Here is an 18,278-nt window from a genome sequence, read left to right on the forward strand (position 1 = left end):
ATTGCGCAATGTTTGCATTAAATCGCGGTGTCCCTAAATGGGCGCCGCTATGGAGTTTATGAACCCACTGACCTTTGCGAGCGATGCCGCGCTAATGGCTGTTGCAGGAGGCATGTGCTGGGTGCTTGCCGCTGTGTGCTTGCTGATGGACAGGAGGCGCGAGAGGCTTCGGTCTGTAGATCGGCTTGAGCGGGTCGGTTTTGTGCCGTGGACGGGGTTGTTCTTGGGGCTCGCGATCATTGGCGGCGGATGCCTCGCGACGAGCCTGCCGGTGGTGCTGGGGACTTTGTGAGAAATCGCGTCAATCTGTACTAGCTCATTCGTCCTATTGTCTAAAAGCCATCCCAGTTCAAAACCTTAATGGGCTGCTGAGAAAGGAACATTGTCTTTGAACGGCTGTCTAGGGACTATCGAATGATAGGACCATTGAAAAAGAAGTTTTCTGGAGAATACAGATGAAACAGATGAATGAACAAGCAAAAAGCCTTTTTCCAATTTCGCAGGGCCAAATCGATCAAGTCTGTGGGGGCACTGACAATCCAGTGGAGCTCTACACGCCCGAGGGAGGAGAGGTTTCATCGGGGCTTGGAAGTTGGGTAAAAGGTAGCTCAGATGGCAGGACGAACGGCTACGTTTTTTCGACAACATCCGTGAACATCACGCCTTCACCGCTGCCTCAGCCGAAAGTCAGCGGTCCGCCCGCGTTTCCTGAGTGAACACGTACGGCGTTCAAGCTGATCAATTGAGAATGGTGCCAACCCGTTTCCATATGGCAAATGGGTTGGCATTTGCGTCTCGGATTGGACGACTACCTACCTAGAATTAGAGACAAGCTTCCAGATAAGCTTGATCAAACCCAAACTGACGCGCTTTTTCCAGCGTGTAGGGGCGCAGGCCAGACGAGCGGAATTCGCCCATGATCTTGCCGTCTTCGCTCTCGTCCAAGTATTCAAACTTGAACAGGTTCTGCGTCACGATCACATCGCCTTCCATCCCGATTACCTCGGTGATGTCAGTGGTCCGGCGAGAACCATCGCGCAGACGCTTCACCTGCACGATGAGGTCAACAGATTCCGCAATCTGACGTGAAATCGCTTCCTTAGGGATCTTGATGTCGCCCATCAGGATCATGTTTTCCATACGGCCCAAACACTCACGCGGAGAGTTGGCGTGAAGCGTACACATGGAGCCATCGTGGCCCGTGTTCATAGCAGCAAGAAGGTCGAAACACTCTGCACCACGAATCTCACCCAAGATGATCCGGTCTGGACGCATACGCAGGGCGTTTTTCACAAGGTCACCAATGGTAATCGCGCCTTGCCCTTCAAGGTTAGGCGGACGTGTTTCCAGCGGAAGCCAGTGCGGTTGTTGCAGACGAAGTTCGGCCGCATCCTCAATCGTCAGAACGCGCTCACCGGGGTCAATCATCTTCGACAAGGCGTTGAGCATGGTCGTTTTACCAGAACCCGTACCGCCGGAGATAACGATATTGAAACGGCACGCGCCCGCAATTTTGAGGGCGGTACACATCTTCTCTGACATGGAACCAAATTCCTTGAGCATGTCCAAGGTGATCGGTTTCTCAGAGAACTTACGAATAGAGATCGCGGTGCCGCGCAGAGACAGCGGCGGAACGATAACGTTCACACGAGAGCCGTCTTTCAGACGAGCATCGGCAAGCGGTGTGGTTTGGTCAACGCGGCGGCCAACCTGGTTCACGATACGCTGTGCGATCTGGAAAAGGTGTTGTTCATCGCGGAACCGGATCGGCGCGATGATGAGCTTACCCTTTTTCTCGATATAGGTCTGATCAGGGCCGTTGACCATAATATCGGAGACGTCCGGATCGGTCAGAAGTTCTTCGAGCGGGCCAAAGCCCAGAAGCTCATCGATCAGAACCTTCTCAAGCGCAAACTGCTCACGGCGGTTCAGTGTGACCTTAAGTTCGGCCAGCACTTCCATAATGATCGGGCGGAATTCTTCGGACAGCTCTTCTTTGGTAAGCGTCGCTGCCGCTTCAGGGTCAACGCGCTCAAGAAGGCGCGGGAGAACCTGTTCTTTAATTTTGTGAACGCTTGCTTCAAAGCCGCCGGCTTCCGCTTCGGAAGCATGGGTTGCGTTCATGCGTTCTGTAAGGCGATCCATCGCATCTGCGGTCGACCCGGCTTTTGATGACTTTGGTGGAGGAGGGGCAGAAGACTTCGCAGGCTCCGCGCTGCCACCACTATCGGGTAGAGGTGGAAATTGCTCACCGCCCTTTTCATCCTCAGATTTCGAGCTGCCGCCCTTCATTGGACGTGCCACGCCAAAGGCAGGTTTTGCGCCGGGCCTCATGCCGCCTGCGCCACCTTTTTTGCCAAATGCGCTCATTAACTTAGCCCCCGGGCTCAATCTGGTATTACCTGCGCTATCGCGAACTATCACGAACAACGCCTCTCGAAATGTGGTGAATAATTTGGAAACCTTAATTTTTCGCCAAAGATAGTGAAAATCAGGGCTAATCCCGGCGCGTGCTATCGCCAATGCGTTAAACGCGGGGTAACCAAGAAGTCTGATGCTCGTTTTCTAGGGCGAATATGTACAAGGGAATATGATGGCCACGGGCGTGACAATTGCCTTGACCCGCTATGCAGAGAGCGATGAGTTGCTCACCCGGTCTTTGTCCGCGGCTGTCAGGCAGACAGGTGTCAAAGGGGAAATTCTCCTTGTTGAGCAAAGAGTGGATGCACCATTTGACCGCAACCTTATTGCGAAAGGCAACATACCCTTAAGGGTTATTGCCGATGCGTGTGGCTCTTTATCGGCTGCGCGCAACATCGCGCTCAAAGAAGCGCGCTATGACCATATTCTGTATCTTGATGCAGACGCCTTGCCGCAGCCTGATTGGGCTCAAAAGATGTCAAATGCGCTCGAGCAAGAGGGCGTAGCAATTGTCGGCGGCCGGATATTGCCGGGATGGGAACATTCGCCGCCATTTTTTACGCGGGCGAACGTCGTGCTTGATCAATATTCCATGCTCGATCTTGGGCAAAAGGATGGCCCGGCAACCAAAGTCGTGGGCGCAAGTTTTGGCGTTGATCGATCAAAAGTCCCATCTCACATCAGGTTTGACCCCGAATTGGGCCGACGTGAAGGCCGGTTGTTCGGAGGCGAAGAAAGCGCCTTTTTCGCAGAAGTGCGCGCGGCCCGGTTGCGCGCGCGCTATGTGGGTACGACTTATGTCACTCATCTAGTTGCGCACGAACGACTGCGCTTGCGGTGGATTTTGGAAAGAATGTTCTATGCCGGTTACGGGCGTTCATCCCAAGGCGGTGCGCCTGCGCCTTCCCAGCGGTTAAACATTGTGGATTGGGTGGTCGCACCGATTATGTTGCCGCCGTATGTCGCAGGGTGGCTCTGGAGCAAGCTATCACGTTAATCCGTGCGTTGGGGTAGTGTATTCTTCAATCTGCCGTAACGTTTGACGAGAGGTAGCAAATAATGCGGGGCTTTGGTCAAAAGGGAGAACGGCATGCTCTTGGCGAAAGCCTCAGCCAGAATACCAGCTGCGCGTTCTTTCACAGATGGGAAAGGGGTAGAACCGCAGTCGTGCTGTATTGCCGCGTCCAATCCGCGAATGGCAGCAGACAAACGAGACTTGGTCACCGGTTTTTGATGGTAGAGTACGTCCAATAGGCCTTTCAGATCATAAGCAATCTCGGGAGGGTAGTGTGCCGCTATAGCCTTTTCTGAGGTTGCGTGCGCGAAGTGCTGTTGGCGATCCAGTTTGGTGCTGGAGATGTTCGCGGCATGCATCCGGTAATCGACAAGGATAGCGTTCAACGATGCAATCTTACCCCTCGCCGCCAGTCCAGCGGCGAGCGCATAGTCACCTGCAATCGGGATGTCTTCATTATAGCGCACAGGCGTCCCGTCAGGCAGTTTAACGCGGAAGCAAAAGCTGGGGTGAACCATAGGCATCCGCAATCGGGTAACAAAGGCACAGGTTGCGAAATCCATTGCGTTATGGCGGATGAAGTTCTGTTTTCCATGGCCATCTATCGACCGATAGCCGCCGCCCACGAGCATGCAGTTGGGGCTTTTTTCCATGAATGTTAGCTGCCGCTCCAACCGGTCTGGCGCGCAGATATCGTCAGCATCCATTCGGGCGATGAGCGGCGCGCGGGCCTGTGCCAATCCGATATTTGCGCTCGGGTAGGGACCCGAGTTCTCGATGTTACGGAGAACACGAACCCGATCGTCCAGCGCGGCGTATGTTGTCAATATTTCCACTGTACTGTCGGTTGATTGATCATCGATAACCAGCAGCTCGAAATTGGGCATTGTTTGCGCCAAAATGCTATCGACCGCTTCCATCAAATAGCGCTCACCGTTAAAAACGGTCATTAGTACTGTGATCTTGGGGGCGGGTTGGGGCATTTCGGTCCGGAAAGGTGTTGGGCCCAAGCGGGAGGGCGCATCGCTATATCGCCAATATGGCCGAACATTCTTGCAATGCGCAATGGCAAATTCGACGCAGTTGAAGATCTGTTGTCGACGGATTGTGTTCTCGATCCGACTGACTTCGTGAGGCTACCCTAAATTCAGTCGCAAATAGCTCGGGTTGATTTTTAACACCTTGATAGTCGTAACGAGCAGAGCGATGCTGCGGGCGGATAAGCCAAAGGCGACGGCGATTGCGGCACCGATCAGGCCATAAATTGGGATCAAGACTGCGGCGATACATGCTTCGGCGGCGATGCCCATGACCAGGCACCGAAACGCCTTTCCAGAGTTTTGCGTCATCGCCAGCAATTCCGCGCCTGGGCCGCAGGCAGCATGAACGAACCGGCCAGCAACTAAAAACCAAACAAGGGGCGCTGCTGAGACAAATTCTTTGCCAAACAGCGAAAGAAGTAAGGGCGCCGCCAATCCGATTGCGAGGCCGCCCAAGGCTATCAAAAGCGTAGCTGCAACGGTGTGTTTGCCGGCAAGATCTTCTATCGCTTCGGTTTCGCCCTCGGCATACAACCCAGCAATCTTGGGGTTAAACGCAACGCTCAAGGCATAGATCGGCAGCATGAGGAGCATGGAAAGACGAGAAATTGGTTGAAACAACCCAACCGCCTCTGGGCCAGCCATGAGGCCCAGCATCAATGTTGCCAGTTCAAGCTGGAGGATCGATGCGAGGTGAATGCCCATAAATGGCAAGGCGGCGCGGTCCCATTGCCTTGGCGCAGAGATATCTAATTCGCCGGATGCTTGAGGTTCGTCCTTGCGGCTCGTTACTGTAGGCAATGCAATGACAAGAGCGATAACCGCCGTTGCCATGTATAGGGTAACGAAGGTTGCGCTACTGCTCTTGACGAAAAACGCTGCGGCGATGAGGGTTGCGACAAGCAGTGCTGGGCGCAAAACCTCGCCCGGGACAACACCCCAGAATGGGCGTCCAAGTCCCAAAGCCACTCCGCGCAATAGCTGAATTGCTGCCAGCACCGGAATTGCAATAAGTAAGGGGATAGCGAGCTGCCACTTGAGGCCATCCAGCCAATAGAATCCCATCACATATGCAAGGGGTAAGACCAAAATGCTCGCCCCTGCGATGCGCATGGCCGCGTGATTCAGGAATTTTCTTCTAATGCCAAACTGTTTCAGTTTTACACCGCGCGCAACTTCGGCAGTGGCAAAAGACCCGTAACCCATAAGCGTTACGGCTGCTGCGATTTGCGCAATAGCGAGGAGCAATGTGACCACGCCGTAATCTTGTGCGCCCAAAAGCCGCGCGGCGATCACAGCCTGGGCGAACATCAGACCAAGCCCGCCTAGCCGAAGGCCAAGACCGATGATGGACCCGCGTGCAACAGGCCCCTTCAGCAACGTAATGCCGCGAGACAGAAGCACACTTGCCTGCATCAAGAATACGCCTGAGATGTTTGTTTGGCGACACGGTTCCATGAATAGTATTCTTGTGCAAGACTTTGAGAAGTTGTCAAAAACTCTGCGCGCTCCTCGGGCGATTGTGAGAGCACTTGGGCCACTTTGGCGGCCCATTTCTGCGCATTTCCCGCTTCAATCAGAAAACCTGTTTGTCCGTCTTGTACCGCGTCTGTTAACCCGCCCGTCTTGCCCGCAAGGACCAGCCCGCCTGCGCTTGCCGCTTCGCATGCGACAAGGCCAAAACCTTCATATTCGCCATTTTCTGGGTCGATATTGGGTACGATTACGCAAGCAGCCTTGGAGAACTGCTGTGCTAATTCGGCTTGTGGCATTGACCCAAGAAAATCGACCTGAGGATGTTCCAAGGCTGCGTCCTCGCTTTCGTCCCACTTTGTGCCAACGACAGACACGCGAAGGTCATTTGGAAGGAGAGACAGAACTTCGTTCACAAACCAACCCAAACCTTTGCGTTTGACCAGTCTGCCCGCGAACAACAATTGCTTGGAGTTAAAATCACCATCGGGCTGAGCCAGCAAATCTGTAGCAAGCGGTACTATGGCGTCGCAGTTCCAACCGATTTGATTAAGCCGGGCTTTGGTTGCCCGCGAATTCGCGATCACCTTGGCATTTTTGGAAAACGCTGCGCCGAGTTTCATGTACAATTGGTACAAGCCACCTTTGATGCCGCCCCGAGCACCATAGGCAACATCCGTTCCATGGGCGGAGATGATCACCTTGGCTTTGGGAGCGAAAGCCAATGCTATAAACGCCAAAGGCCAGACGGCCATATCGCCCAAATGCACAATCGCGGGCGGGGTCTTAAGACGGAAAAGCGCTGCCAAAACGGTGAGTGGGAAAAGCAGTAGGGAAAGAACGCTTGGCGGTTGGCCATCGCTCTGGCCTTTCAAGGCAATCACATCAATTGGACCAAGTTTGGCCAGTTCTTCGGTCAAACGCTCGCAATAGGTTTCCATCCCGCCAACTGCAGGCCCCCATTTGCGAGTGATGAAAAGGACGCGGGGCGCCATAGCTTCGCCGTTTTCAGCTGCCGCTTCATAATGATGGGTAGACGCCATCATTTAGTAGCCCGAATACAGATCAAGAAATGTGATGTCGCTTGATCGAGGATCACCTGCTTGTGCCCAACGTAAAGAGGCCCGATTTTGACCAAGATTGACGAAATTATAGCGAGCGCGATCCAGTTGGATGACGCTGCCCACCTCGTGAATTTCACCATCAACAAAGAGCGCTGCGCCTTCAATGCGGTATTCGCCCGGCACGGCGATGAGCTGCGTTCTTGCCTCTTCACCGGCGCCAAAATGTTTGCCAGCGACCATCACAATCCCCGCGTGCTGGATGTAATTGTCGCGCAAGAGAGTTTCATCTTGCGGCAGCAACCGCTCACCAAATGGTGCATCGGAAAATGCGTTACGCAAGGTCAAACTGTTCACTAGCACCATAGGCACAGGCTGTGACATGATCGCTTGGGAATAAAGCGGTTCGCCGTCTTTTAGGTAATTGGAAAGCGCCCAGCCAGAGGCAAATTGCGGCACAGCGCGGGGGAAGTCGCCGACCATTCCGCTTTCATCAATATAGGTGACGGGAGTGGGAAAAGCCGTGCTCACCATGTCTTGAACTTCGGCTTGATTGGCCTGCACGCTTCGCGGTTCCATCAGGTACAATGCGGCCCCATTGAGCGTGAAAACCGCCGTGAGCGCAAGCGCTCCATAGCGCTGCGCAGCGATCTTAATCACTGGTGCGAGTGCCACCGCGACTGGTGGGAGGATGAAGGCAAAGAAGTAGGGGTAGGCGTTGAAATAGATCACGGGCCATAAAGCGGGCAACGCAAGCAGTGCAAGAGCTGGTTTCTGGTTCGATCGGCCTTTGAACATCCAAACAACAAAGCCAACCAATTGGACGGTAAAGACCGAGGCCATTGCCGATTGTCGAACCCAATGCATGGTCTGCGGGAACAGTCCGCCACCAAACATACGGTCAAATGAGCCGGTCAATTTTTTGGACAGCATGGCGATGATTTCCGGCGCAAAAATGGCCAAAGCGCCCAATCCAATTGCAGCGCCAACGGGAGCCAACCAAATCCAACGTTTGAGATCATCCCAGCGTACAAAGGCCAATGCAATGAACGCGGGGAGATACAAGACAACCTTGATGTTTGCGATAAAGGCGAGACCCGTCAGCGCGGCGATGACCCCCAAGGTGATGGGGCCAAGTCGCCAATGAAACCCAATGGCAAGCGCGCTCATCACAAGCGATGCGGCTATGACGTCTGCTCTTAGCGCAAGGCCTTGGGTAAAGGCGTAGCCTGCGGTTGCATAAGCAAGCCCGCACAGGAGCGCGGTTCGAAAATCGGCGAACTTGGATGCGACCGCTACGATTGCGACTATGAGCAAGAGCTCAAAGGGCATGATCAGGGATCGAATGAGCTGGATATGCTCGATATTGGTCCCATCAAGTGAAGGAACCCAGGCATAGAGGGGCACAAAGGGGCGTTGCAAAATTCCGCCAACCGGCTCCCCGCGCCATGCCGCATGGATTTGACTGAAGTGAAAAAATTCATCCCAATTGACGCTCTTCGTAAGTGCCAATGCCAATTGCAGGCATAAGACCACAACGAGCGCGATGATGATCGCGCGCGTTGTGGTGTCGGCCTGTCCTTTCGGCCTCGACCAATTATTCAGAGCAATCCCGCTCACGAAACCTTCCGGTGCTCGGTAATGTCGAATTCGAATTCGCTTGTACTTGGTCGCTCGGAACTTTCTTGAGCGATGAGCTTTTCCTCAATCCGGCGCAGTTTGAGCATGTTTGCTTCAAGGAGTTTGCGATTGGTGGCGATAAGGTCTGCCAAGATTCCAAGCACCGTGACGAGTACGCCGACTGTTAACAACGCGCCGCCAATCACGAGGGATTGGATATGACCTTCGGTGTCGCCGTTCGCAAAGAACCAGAGGAAGCGTGCGATGGGGAATATACCCAAGAGCGTTGCCAATATGCCGAGACCCACAAACACACGCAGAGAATTAAACGTGGTGTAAGCTCGTAAGATTGTGACCCCGGTTTGTTGGATGAATTTGGGGATGGATTTGAACAATCGTGAGGGGCGGGTGGCTGCATGGGTGCGAATAGGCACGCTGGTGATCGCAAGACGTTTTCGGCCCGCCTGGATCAGCATATCGGTTGTGTAGCTGAAATCGGTGGTGATATTGATGCGTTGTGCCGCGTCCTTGCTGATTGCACGGAATCCGCTCACTGCGTCGGTGATGTCCGTCGCAGACAGGGTCCGAACCACATAGGAACCAAGACGTTGGAGAAGGCGTTTGCCGGCGCCAAAATGCTGATTGTTGGCAACGGAGCGGTCGCCAACACAAATGTCTGCCTCACCTGCGACAACGGGCGCTACGATCTTGGCAATGTCCGCGCCTTCGTATTGTCCATCAGCATCGGTATTGACGATGATATCCGCGCCTTCGGCCAAGCATTTGTCAATTCCGCTGCGGAAGGCTTCTGCAAGGCCGCGGTTTCTCCTGTGGCGCACGACATGTTGCACACCCCAACGTTTTGCAACGCCGCTTGTGTCATCACAGCTGCCATCATCGATAATGCAATATTCCACGCAATCGACACCCGGCAGACTGCGCGGCAGTTTCGCCAGCGTTTCCGGCAACACTTCGGCCTCATTAAGGCAGGGTATCTGAATGATTAGCTTCATGGTTCTGTTTTGCCCCTTAAGACGCAGCTCAATTGCAAGCGCGCGCCCACTTGTTTCAGCCGTGCTAACGGGGGGTGTTTAAGCAATCGTAAACCATGATGAGGAAGTGCGGTTGGGGTTTAGCCGGACTTTGCGAAAAAAATGACCGTAAAAGACGAGCTTGCCCTTCAAGTCTTGTTCAAGCTTTGTAAGTAAGGGGCTTAGAGCGCTTGACTTCGAGGGCATGCGTTAACTCAAGGGAAATGGGCAGTTTATGTGCGGTATCATCGGGATCGTAAGTTCCTCCTCTGTGGCAGATCGGCTGGTCGATGGCCTGAGGCGTATGGAATATCGCGGCTATGATAGCGCCGGCATTTGCACGCTAAATGAAGGCGAGCTTGTTCGTAGACGGGCTGAAGGCAAGCTGCTTAACCTTATGGGCGTTCTGGAGAATGACCCGGCGGCAGGGACCACAGGCATCGCGCATACACGCTGGGCTACGCACGGCGCCCCTACGGCGGCCAATGCTCACCCCCATGCGACCGATGAACTCGCTTTGGTACACAACGGTATTATCGAGAATTACAAATCGCTTCGGGACGAGCTGAAGTGCGAAGATCGCACATATGTCAGCGAGACCGACACCGAAGTCGTCGCGCACCTTATTTCCTCACGCATCGAGAAGGGAGCATCGCCTCAAGAAGCGGTGTCTGAGGTTCTGCCAAAACTACGGGGCGCTTTCTCGCTGGCGATTGCGCTTCGCCAAAACCCTGATCTTCTCATTGGTGCTCGCCTTGGCTCGCCTCTCGTGCTTGGACACGGTGAGGGCGAGATGTATTTGGGGTCTGACGCACTTGCCCTTGCGCCGTTGACGCAGCGAATTTCCTATCTTGAAGAGGGTGATTGGGTCGTCATCACCAAGGAAGGTGCACAGATATTTGACTCGCAAAATCAACCAGTTGAACGCGCAATCCAAGCATCAGGCGCGTCCGCTACCGCTGTTGAGAAAGGCAATTATCGCCACTTCATGCAAAAAGAGATTTTTGAACAACCCACCGTGGTTGCGCAAACTCTAAGCTCTTATTTGCGGCGCGAAGATGTATCCGTTGCACTGCCGCAATTCGATTTTGATTTGTCTGCCATTCGCCGCCTAACGATCGTGGCTTGTGGAACTTCATATTACGCCGGACTGGTCGCAAAATACTGGTTTGAACAATTTGCGCGCGTGCCCGTCGATATCGATGTGGCAAGCGAGTTTCGCTATCGCGACCCCGTTCTTGAAGAAGGCGGCTTGGCGCTCTTCATCTCGCAAAGTGGGGAGACAGCAGACACTTTGGCAGCGCTCCGTCATTGTAAGGCAGAAGGCCAAGTGATTGCCGTGGTGGTCAACGTACCGACGAGTTCGATGGCGCGCGAAGCGGACCTTTTGTTACCAACCCATGCCGGTCCAGAGATTGGCGTCGCCTCCACAAAGGCGTTCACATGCCAATTGGCGGTTCTAGCAGCCTTGGCAGCACACATGGCGGTTAAAAAGGGGCGTTTGTCCCGTGACGAAGAACGCGAAGTGGTTGAGCACCTGCTGGAGGCACCGGCTGCGCTTAATGAAGCGTTGAACCATGACGATGATATTGCTGCGATGGCGCCGTTGTTCTCGCAAACCCGTGATGTGCTGTATCTGGGGCGAGGGCAGGACTATCCTTTGGCACTAGAAGGTGCATTAAAGCTCAAAGAAATCAGTTATATACACGCAGAAGGTTATGCTTCCGGTGAGATGAAGCACGGGCCGATTGCATTGATTGATGATGACGTGCCGGTGGTGGTTATTGCACCTTCCGGTCCTCTATTTGAAAAGACCGTTTCAAACATGGAGGAAGTGCGCGCGCGCGGCGGTAAGGTCGTTTTAATCTCTGATGCAGCTGGCATCGAAGAAGCAGGCGATGGCTGTTTGGCAACCATCGAGATGCCCGTTGTACACCCTCTGATCGCGCCGTTGGTCTATGCAATTCCGGTGCAATTGCTGGCCTATCATGTCGCAGTGGTTAAAGGCACAGATGTCGATCAACCGCGCAATTTGGCCAAGTCGGTGACAGTCGAATAATCCCAGATTTCCAGCGGTTTCCGGCTGTATTTTTTCTAGTCTTAAAGACGCGGGCTTTACTGTGTCATAACCTTTACGGATTAACCACCGGTCCGTGAATGAACACAATGCCCTTCCCACACCTTCTGCTGTGCAAGATGTCCCGACTTCAACCGTCCTTGGTTTTTCCGAAAAAGGGCAAGGCGATTGGTCGCGTCTGCGCGGGTTGGAAAAGCGTGATCTTGGCAAACTAGCATTTCACCGTGCCTATGTGCATTCACTGGTCGGCTTGTTTGTCGTGCAGATCTACATTGGTCTGGTTTCTCCAATTTGGCTGGGAGTTTGGTTCGCCGCACTGGCGGGCACCCAATTCTACAACACTTGGATGGACCGCCTTAGCCACGTAAGCGCCTCCAAAAGCACAAAGGCGAGACAGGCTCGCATTCACTGTTTACTGGTCATAGCGACCGCCTTGCTTTGGCTGGTGCCGTTGTTCGCATTCGCGCCATTTGGTCCAAAGGAAAGCGCGATCACGGTCTTGGTGACTGTGCTTCTTTTGATGGCGGCGAGGGTGTATTTTTATACGACCACGCCGTTTAACATGATGGTTGTGACCGCACTCAACGGCTTTGGTGCTGCGGTGCCATTTGCATTGGCAAACGATTGGGTAATCTCTTGCGGGATTGCCCTGTTTACGATCTGCACAATGCTGGGCGCACTTGAAGTTGGCAGAGCGCATTTAGGGGCCCGCCTTGCCGAGAATGTGATCGCCGAAAAAGAAGAGGTAGTGTCACTTTTGTTGCGCGAGTTTGAGGAAAACGAAGCCGACTGGCTTTGGGAAATTGATACTCGTCGCAGACTGCAATCCGTAAGCCCGCGGTTCGCATTTGCGCTCAATGCGTCTGACAGCGAGGTTGAGGGTAAGCCGCTGTTGGCGCTCATCGCAGGGGACAAATGGGAAAGCGGTGATTTCCCGCCTAGCTTGCATGAATTGGCTGAAAACCTTCGCAACCGCGAGAATTTTGCGAACCTATTTGTCCAGGTCTCGATCAAGGGTGTTGAACGTTGGTGGGAGCTTTCAGGTACACCTATTCGTGATGAGCGCGGCCAGTTTACCGGTTTTCGCGGCGTGGGGTCCGATGTTACCGAGCAACGAGAATCTTCTGAAAAGATCGAATATCTCGCGCGCTACGATACGCTGACGTCTCTTCCGAACCGCTTGATGTTGACCGAAGCATTGGGCGATGCGCTGGAGTATGCACAGCACTGGCGCACGCGCTGCGCGATGATGATGATTGATCTCGATCGCTTCAAGTCAGTAAACGATTCCCTTGGCCATATGACTGGTGACAAGTTGCTAGCGCAGGTTTCCGCGCGGCTTCAGGCGCTGATGGGTGACAAAGCCATCGTGGGCCGCCTTGGCGGTGATGAATTCGCCGTTGTGATCCGAGATGCGAGCGATTTGAATTATCTGCGCGGCCTTGCTGGCCGAGTAATCTCAAGCCTGTCAGAGCCTTATCAGGTCGATAATCACACCCTTTATGTCGGGGCAAGCGTGGGCTCAGCAATCGGCCCTAGAGACGGCAGGACGGTTGAGGAACTGATGCGCAACGCTGACCTTGCGCTGTACCGCGCGAAGGACGAAGGCGGCGGAGAGCATTGCCGATTTGAACCCAACTTGCATGCTTCAGCAGAAGAACGTCGCCAACTGGAAGTCTCATTGCGTAAAGCACTGGGGCTTGATGAGTTTGTGCTGCACTATCAGCCAGTCGTCGACGCGCGCAATGAGAGCATTGTGAGCTTTGAAGCGCTTGTGCGTTGGGACAGCTCTGAACATGGCTTTGTCAGTCCGGGCAAGTTCATTCCTCTTGCCGAAGATACACGCCTTATTGTTCCAATCGGAAAATGGGTTCTGCGCCAGGCGTGCCTCGAAGCGCGTAACTGGCCAGACCATATAAAAGTCAACGTGAATGTTTCACCTGAACAGCTGCTTGAACCCAACTTTCATCAAGAGGTTATCGATGCTTTGTCTGCAAGCGGTCTCCGTCCGGAACGCTTAGAGATTGAGGTGACTGAGAGCATCTTCCTTCGAGATGCAAGCATTGCCCGCAACGCGCTTGAACAAGCTATGGCACTTGGTTGCTCTATCGCTTTGGATGACTTTGGGACTGGCTATTCTTCGCTTGGCTATCTGCGCAAGCTGCGCTTCTCAACGATCAAAGTGGATCGGACCTTTGTCCAAGGAGCCTCTCAGGGCAGCAATGAGAGCCTCGCAATTATCAACGCCGTTGTTGCAATGGCAAAAAGCATGAAAATGACGACAACGGCTGAGGGTGTAGAAAGCGCAGACGAAGCAGAGCTCATTCGCAATCTTGGGTGCGATAAGATCCAAGGCTTCTATTTTGGACGCCCAATGCCAGCGCAAGACGCAAGACGCCTATTCAACGAGAAGTGGGCTCCGGTGAAGCGGGCCTAACTAAGCGGCGACGAGGCTGCTGATCACATTTTCAAACAATGCGCGCCCATCTGATCCGCCAAGTGTCGGGTGAGACGCAGGTTCAATCGCCCGTTCAGGATGCGGCATCATGCCAAGGACCCGGCCATTGGCGCTCAGCACTCCTGCAATGCCGCGCTGAGACCCGTTGACGTCTTCGCCGTAACGAAATGCTACGCGGCTTTCGCCTTCAAGTGTGTCTAGCGTCGCATCGTCTGCGAAATAATTGCCATCGTGATGGGCCACCGGGATGCGCAAGACCTGGCCTTGCTCAAACCCTCGAGTGAAAGGAGAGCTGGTATTGGCGACCTCGAGATCAACTGTGCGGCAAACAAATGTTTGTCCGGCATTGCGCATAAGAGCGCCTGGCAAAAGCCCGCTTTCGGTCAACACTTGAAAGCCATTGCATACTCCAAGCACGGGAACGCCGCGTTCAGCAGCATTCACCACCGCACGAAGCACGGGGCTGCGAGCGGCCATTGCGCCAGAACGCAGGTAATCGCCATAGGAAAACCCGCCTGGAAGGGCGATAAAATCGAGGCCTTCAGGCAGATCGGCATCACCATGCCAAATCCGCACGGCTGGTTGACCAGAAACCGTTTCAATCGCAACAGCCATGTCGCGGTCACAATTGGAGCCGGGAAACGTAACGACGCCTGCTTTAAAGCCCATCAGGCGGGTTCCTTTTCGTCATCAAGTTTTTCGATTGCGAAGTTTTCAATCACCATATTGGCAAGCAATTGCTCGCACATTTTGTTGAGCGCTTCGTCACTTGTCCCGTCGGCGACATCCATTTCGATCATTCGTCCGATCCGAACATCCTCGACCCCTTCAAAACCAAGGCCATCAAGCGAATGGTGCACTGCGCGACCCTGTGGGTCGAGAACGCCGGGCTTAAGACGGACGAGAATGCGAACTTTCATGGAACTTTGTGTCCTAGGGCTTGGGGCCGATCAGCCGATTGATGTCTTTATCCCCACGCCTATAGCGTCTCAAATCTCACGTGCAATCTTGCGAACCTGCACAATCACCCGCGATTAGGATGCGTATCCTTATACAGGCGCCGTCACGGGCACCTTGTTTCAACGAACCAGTCAGCCATTCTCGTTTGGCTCCGGCGAAGCGGATGCAATATCCTCTTCTTTGTCGGATTCCTCAGGCAAAACCACAAATTCAACCGCGTTTTCAGGCAACAGATATTTGCCGGCCATTGCGCTAATGTCTTGGGGAGTGATAGCGCGCAAAGTGTCTGGTCCAGTAAACCAACGCTCTAATCGATCACCTTCGCTTTGAGCACGATCTGCAAGTTGTAACCATCCGCCAAGTGATTTGAGCGCATTATCATACGCCTCCAACAAGGGCTGACGGGCACGCTGGATGAGATCGGGATCAATAGGTTTTTCGCGCAGATCGGTAATCAGAGTGGCGACCGCACCACGAGCAGCTTCCAGTTCCGAAACATCAAGTGAAGCCGTCAGCGCAAACGTGCCGTAGCCGGGATAAATCTTGCTCATCGAACTCGACGCAGTGGGTGAATAGGCTTGCCCAAGCTCTTCGCGCAGCCGATCTGTCAGCTCAATTCGGACCATGCGTGCAAGCAAGGAAAGTCGCAATTCTTCGGCAAAATCGCTGTCGTCATTGGTGGGCCAAACCAGACGCAGAAGCGCCTGATCGGCCTCTCCAGTATGCGTCAGAACGTGCCTTTTGCGGTTGGATGTGAACTCTCTGTTCCTTGCATTACGTCGCACGCGAAATTCGGGCTCTCGCGCTGCCAAAGCGCCCAGCGTTGCCGAGACGCTGGCAATAGCTTCTTCTTCGTTGAAGTCGCCCACCAAGGACAGTTCAATTGCGCCCGCTGCGAGCCGATCACCGATGGCTGCATCAAGCGCATCATAACTGAGAGCGAAGAAATCTTCACGTGATTGAAGGCTAAATCGTGGGTCATCGTCAGACAGAATAGCACCTGACGCATTTCCAAGGCTCCGGAACGGAGTGGAATTTAGTGTTTGGAAGTAATTATCAATACCGCGCTTAAATTGCTCAATGCCCTCCGGACGGTAGCCCGGGTCGGTAAGGGCAGCAGTGAGCAATTGCATCTGCAATGACAAATCACGGGCCGTGGTGGCCCCGGTGAAACTAAAAGCTTCCGCTGTGTTTGATGCGCTATACCCGACGCTGCGGCCTGCCAGAATGGTCTGCAATTCGTCGCGGCTGTGCGCGCCCAGTCCGCCGGCGGACAGTGAACCAATAAGGTAGGTGCGCAAAGGATCGTCGCGGGTGTTCATCAACGAGCCGCCATCAAGAAGCAGGCGATACGCGATACGGTCCTCACGAATATCTGTGGTCTTGAGTGTCAAACGAACATTGTTGGCAAAGGTGATGTAGCGAAAGCCTAAACGATCATCTCGCGTGTCCAAAATGACCTCGCCCGGATCGCCAAATTCGCTGTAAGCAAATGCCTTTGCATTCTCAGCTTGCGGGGCCGCAATGGGTAGGGCCATCGCGTCAGCAAAGGCGATTTGTAGTGCTTCCTCGCCACCATCAGGAGCGCTTCGGCCTTCGAACCGTATAAGAGGATCATCGAAGGGTATCAGCCGCTCTCGAAACGCGCCAAGCACTGTGTTCGGTGTGATAGTGTTTTCCATTTCGTTGAACAGCGCCAGTTGGAATTCTGGCGTTGTGGGTACGTTTTCATCGGCCACAAGATTGATCGAAGCGGCCGCGAAGAAACTGTTGGCGCGCGTTTCTGCGCCTGCCGTACGGTTTTCAAGTGAGGTGCGAATATTGGCAAGCTGTTCGGCAATCTCTGCTTTTGTAAATCCATGGATTGCTGCCTCATGCACGCTTTGCACTGCGGCCAGAATGCCTTCGCGCCAACTGCCATCTTCGCTGGCGATGGCCAAAGTGTTGGTGCGCGCATTGTCAAAAATTGCCCCTTGCGAAAATCGAGCGGCTCGGAACGGGGCCTCAGATGAACGCGCCAATCGCGATAGACGCCTTTGGATGACGCCATAAGCGACCCCGCGAAGCAACGATGCTTTGCGTCTTGCAACTGTGTCTGGTTCATCAATGTAAGGGGCAAGCATCGTAAGCGTGACGCTCTCTGACAATGCAGGATCAAGGAAGATATCGCTTGCACCTTTGCGCGTTACATCGACTGGGCCGGTTGTTGGATCAGGCTGGGCTGGGGCTGGAGCCCAGTCGTCGAAGTGCTCGCGTATGGCCGCTTCCATGACGTCGACCGGGAAATCGCCCACGATGATCAGAACAGTATTTGAAGGCGTATAGGTGCGTTCATAGAGCCCGCGAAGATCTTGGGCGGTCGCGTTTTCGATCACCTCAAGTGTGCCGATGGGCAGCCTTTGCGTGTAGCGTGCATTGGGAGAGATAAACTCAAAGCCATCTACTTGCGCTCGCTGCGCAAACCCTCGCCTATCACGGCGCTCAGCAAGGATGACACCGCGCTCGCGTTCGACGGCTTCAGGCGCGATCGTCAGTTCACTTGCAGTCTCTCGCATTAACATCATTGCCGTGCTCAAAAGGTCGGCGTCGTTGCGCGGCAGGTCGAGCATGTAGGTGATGGCCTCGAAGCCAGTTGAAGCATTGGTGTCTGCGCCAAACGCCAACCCCTCGCGTTCAAGCAGAGGTATCATCTCACCTTCGGGGATGTTGCTGGAGCCATTGAAGGCCATGTGTTCGAGGAAATGCGCAAGGCCGCGTTCGTTTTCCGTTTCTTCAAGCGAACCTGAACCAATGCGCATGCGCACCAATGCGGTGCCCTCGGGCGTCGCGTTCTCGCGCAAAATATAGCGCATTCCGTTTTCAAGCTGACCAAATACAAAGTCGGGATCGACGGGCAAGTCGCTGGCCTCAAAAGGCCAAACTGGCTGCGGTGTTGAAACTTCACTGGCATCGGTTTGCGAATTTTGTGCAAGCGACGGTGCGGCAGGCGATAGCAATAAGAGGCCAGCCATAATTGCGCGGGTTGCTAAGCTCATAAAGGGTTAGTCTCTCAGTCCTCTCAAAGCCGCAGCTTAATCAGTAAATCCTGTTTGTCAGATTGTTTATTGGTGCGACTGTATCGA

General features: G+C 54.0%; 14 protein-coding genes. 5 read left to right on the forward strand and 9 right to left on the reverse strand.

Annotated features, from left to right (window positions below; translation table 11 throughout):
* Nucleotides 1-58: 58 nt before the first annotated feature.
* Both ABJ205_RS05165 and ABJ205_RS05170 read left to right on the forward strand, forming a co-directional pair.
* Complete coding sequence (locus ABJ205_RS05165; protein WP_348158823.1) at nucleotides 59-292, forward strand: hypothetical protein; 234 nt, start codon at nucleotides 59-61, stop codon at nucleotides 290-292.
* A 163-nt stretch (nucleotides 293-455) separates the two neighbouring features.
* On the forward strand, nucleotides 456-716 hold the full coding sequence (locus ABJ205_RS05170; protein ID WP_348510017.1) for a hypothetical protein: 261 nt from the start codon (nucleotides 456-458) through the stop codon (nucleotides 714-716).
* 106 nt (nucleotides 717-822) lie between these two features.
* Here ABJ205_RS05170 and ABJ205_RS05175 read toward each other — a convergent pair whose 3' ends face one another.
* Nucleotides 823-2,370, reverse strand: coding sequence for a CpaF family protein (locus tag ABJ205_RS05175; RefSeq protein WP_348158821.1), 1,548 nt, complete (start codon nucleotides 2,368-2,370; stop codon nucleotides 823-825).
* A 220-nt stretch (nucleotides 2,371-2,590) separates the two neighbouring features.
* Between ABJ205_RS05175 and ABJ205_RS05180 the strand changes: the two genes are divergently transcribed.
* Entirely contained in the window at nucleotides 2,591-3,418 is an 828-nt protein-coding gene (locus ABJ205_RS05180; RefSeq protein WP_348158819.1) for a glycosyltransferase family 2 protein, read from the forward strand.
* Here the strand turns inward: ABJ205_RS05180 and ABJ205_RS05185 are convergent.
* From ABJ205_RS05185 to ABJ205_RS05205, 5 genes are all read right to left on the reverse strand, one after another.
* Complete coding sequence (locus ABJ205_RS05185; protein WP_348158818.1) at nucleotides 3,415-4,419, reverse strand: glycosyltransferase family A protein; 1,005 nt, start codon at nucleotides 4,417-4,419, stop codon at nucleotides 3,415-3,417. The two genes, ABJ205_RS05180 and ABJ205_RS05185, sit on opposite strands and share 4 nt — an antisense overlap.
* A gap of 153 nt (nucleotides 4,420-4,572) precedes the next feature.
* Nucleotides 4,573-5,934, reverse strand: coding sequence for an oligosaccharide flippase family protein (locus tag ABJ205_RS05190; protein ID WP_348158816.1), 1,362 nt, complete (start codon nucleotides 5,932-5,934; stop codon nucleotides 4,573-4,575).
* A complete protein-coding gene (locus tag ABJ205_RS05195; protein WP_348158814.1) occupies nucleotides 5,892-6,995 on the reverse strand; it encodes a glycosyltransferase family 4 protein in 1,104 nt (367 codons plus the stop codon). The genes ABJ205_RS05190 and ABJ205_RS05195 overlap by 43 nt, the downstream gene beginning before the upstream one ends.
* Nucleotides 6,996-8,630: a hypothetical protein gene (locus tag ABJ205_RS05200; protein WP_348158812.1), complete on the reverse strand. Its 1,635-nt coding sequence runs from the start codon at nucleotides 8,628-8,630 to the stop codon at nucleotides 6,996-6,998. It lies immediately after the preceding gene.
* Entirely contained in the window at nucleotides 8,627-9,643 is a 1,017-nt protein-coding gene (locus tag ABJ205_RS05205; RefSeq protein ID WP_348158810.1) for a glycosyltransferase family 2 protein, read from the reverse strand. Before ABJ205_RS05205 ends, ABJ205_RS05200 begins: the two co-directional genes overlap by 4 nt.
* A 253-nt stretch (nucleotides 9,644-9,896) precedes the next feature.
* Here ABJ205_RS05205 and glmS point away from each other — a divergent pair, with 253 nt between their 5' ends.
* Both glmS and ABJ205_RS05215 read left to right on the forward strand, forming a co-directional pair.
* On the forward strand, nucleotides 9,897-11,720 hold the full coding sequence (gene glmS / locus ABJ205_RS05210; protein ID WP_348158808.1) for a glutamine--fructose-6-phosphate transaminase (isomerizing): 1,824 nt from the start codon (nucleotides 9,897-9,899) through the stop codon (nucleotides 11,718-11,720).
* Nucleotides 11,721-11,814: 94 nt separating this feature from the next.
* Nucleotides 11,815-14,175 carry an EAL domain-containing protein gene (locus tag ABJ205_RS05215; RefSeq protein WP_348158807.1) on the forward strand — a complete coding sequence of 787 codons (2,361 nt, stop codon included), beginning with the start codon at nucleotides 11,815-11,817 and terminating at the stop codon, nucleotides 14,173-14,175.
* Here ABJ205_RS05215 and purQ read toward each other — a convergent pair whose 3' ends face one another.
* From purQ to ABJ205_RS05230, 3 genes are all read right to left on the reverse strand, one after another.
* Entirely contained in the window at nucleotides 14,176-14,865 is a 690-nt protein-coding gene (purQ, locus tag ABJ205_RS05220; RefSeq protein ID WP_348158805.1) for a phosphoribosylformylglycinamidine synthase subunit PurQ, read from the reverse strand. It lies immediately after the preceding gene.
* On the reverse strand, nucleotides 14,865-15,116 hold the full coding sequence (gene purS, locus ABJ205_RS05225) for a phosphoribosylformylglycinamidine synthase subunit PurS (protein WP_348158804.1): 252 nt from the start codon (nucleotides 15,114-15,116) through the stop codon (nucleotides 14,865-14,867). Before purS ends, purQ begins: the two co-directional genes overlap by 1 nt.
* A gap of 171 nt (nucleotides 15,117-15,287) precedes the next feature.
* Nucleotides 15,288-18,191: an insulinase family protein gene (locus ABJ205_RS05230; RefSeq protein ID WP_348158802.1), complete on the reverse strand. Its 2,904-nt coding sequence runs from the start codon at nucleotides 18,189-18,191 to the stop codon at nucleotides 15,288-15,290.
* Between the last annotated feature and the right edge of the window lie 87 nt (nucleotides 18,192-18,278).

The sequence above is a fragment of the Erythrobacter sp. genome, from assembly GCF_039988855.1.
GTDB lineage: Bacteria > Pseudomonadota > Alphaproteobacteria > Sphingomonadales > Sphingomonadaceae > Erythrobacter.

Bases quoted from the DNA above. Each gene is read 5' to 3' on its own strand.
- ABJ205_RS05195 (WP_348158814.1), bottom strand. From the start codon at position 6,995: ATGATGGCGTCTACCCATCATTATGAAGCGGCAGCTGAAAACGGCGAA.
- purS (WP_348158804.1), bottom strand. From the start codon at position 15,116: ATGAAAGTTCGCATTCTCGTCCGTCTTAAGCCCGGCGTTCTCGACCCA.
- glmS (WP_348158808.1), top strand. From the start codon at position 9,897: ATGTGCGGTATCATCGGGATCGTAAGTTCCTCCTCTGTGGCAGATCGG.
- ABJ205_RS05170 (WP_348510017.1), top strand. From the start codon at position 456: ATGAAACAGATGAATGAACAAGCAAAAAGCCTTTTTCCAATTTCGCAG.
- ABJ205_RS05180 (WP_348158819.1), top strand. From the start codon at position 2,591: ATGATGGCCACGGGCGTGACAATTGCCTTGACCCGCTATGCAGAGAGC.
- ABJ205_RS05205 (WP_348158810.1), bottom strand. From the start codon at position 9,643: ATGAAGCTAATCATTCAGATACCCTGCCTTAATGAGGCCGAAGTGTTG.
- ABJ205_RS05190 (WP_348158816.1), bottom strand. From the start codon at position 5,934: ATGGAACCGTGTCGCCAAACAAACATCTCAGGCGTATTCTTGATGCAG.
- purQ (WP_348158805.1), bottom strand. From the start codon at position 14,865: ATGGGCTTTAAAGCAGGCGTCGTTACGTTTCCCGGCTCCAATTGTGAC.
- ABJ205_RS05230 (WP_348158802.1), bottom strand. From the start codon at position 18,191: ATGAGCTTAGCAACCCGCGCAATTATGGCTGGCCTCTTATTGCTATCG.
- ABJ205_RS05175 (WP_348158821.1), bottom strand. From the start codon at position 2,370: ATGAGCGCATTTGGCAAAAAAGGTGGCGCAGGCGGCATGAGGCCCGGC.
- ABJ205_RS05165 (WP_348158823.1), top strand. From the start codon at position 59: ATGAACCCACTGACCTTTGCGAGCGATGCCGCGCTAATGGCTGTTGCA.
- ABJ205_RS05185 (WP_348158818.1), bottom strand. From the start codon at position 4,419: ATGCCCCAACCCGCCCCCAAGATCACAGTACTAATGACCGTTTTTAAC.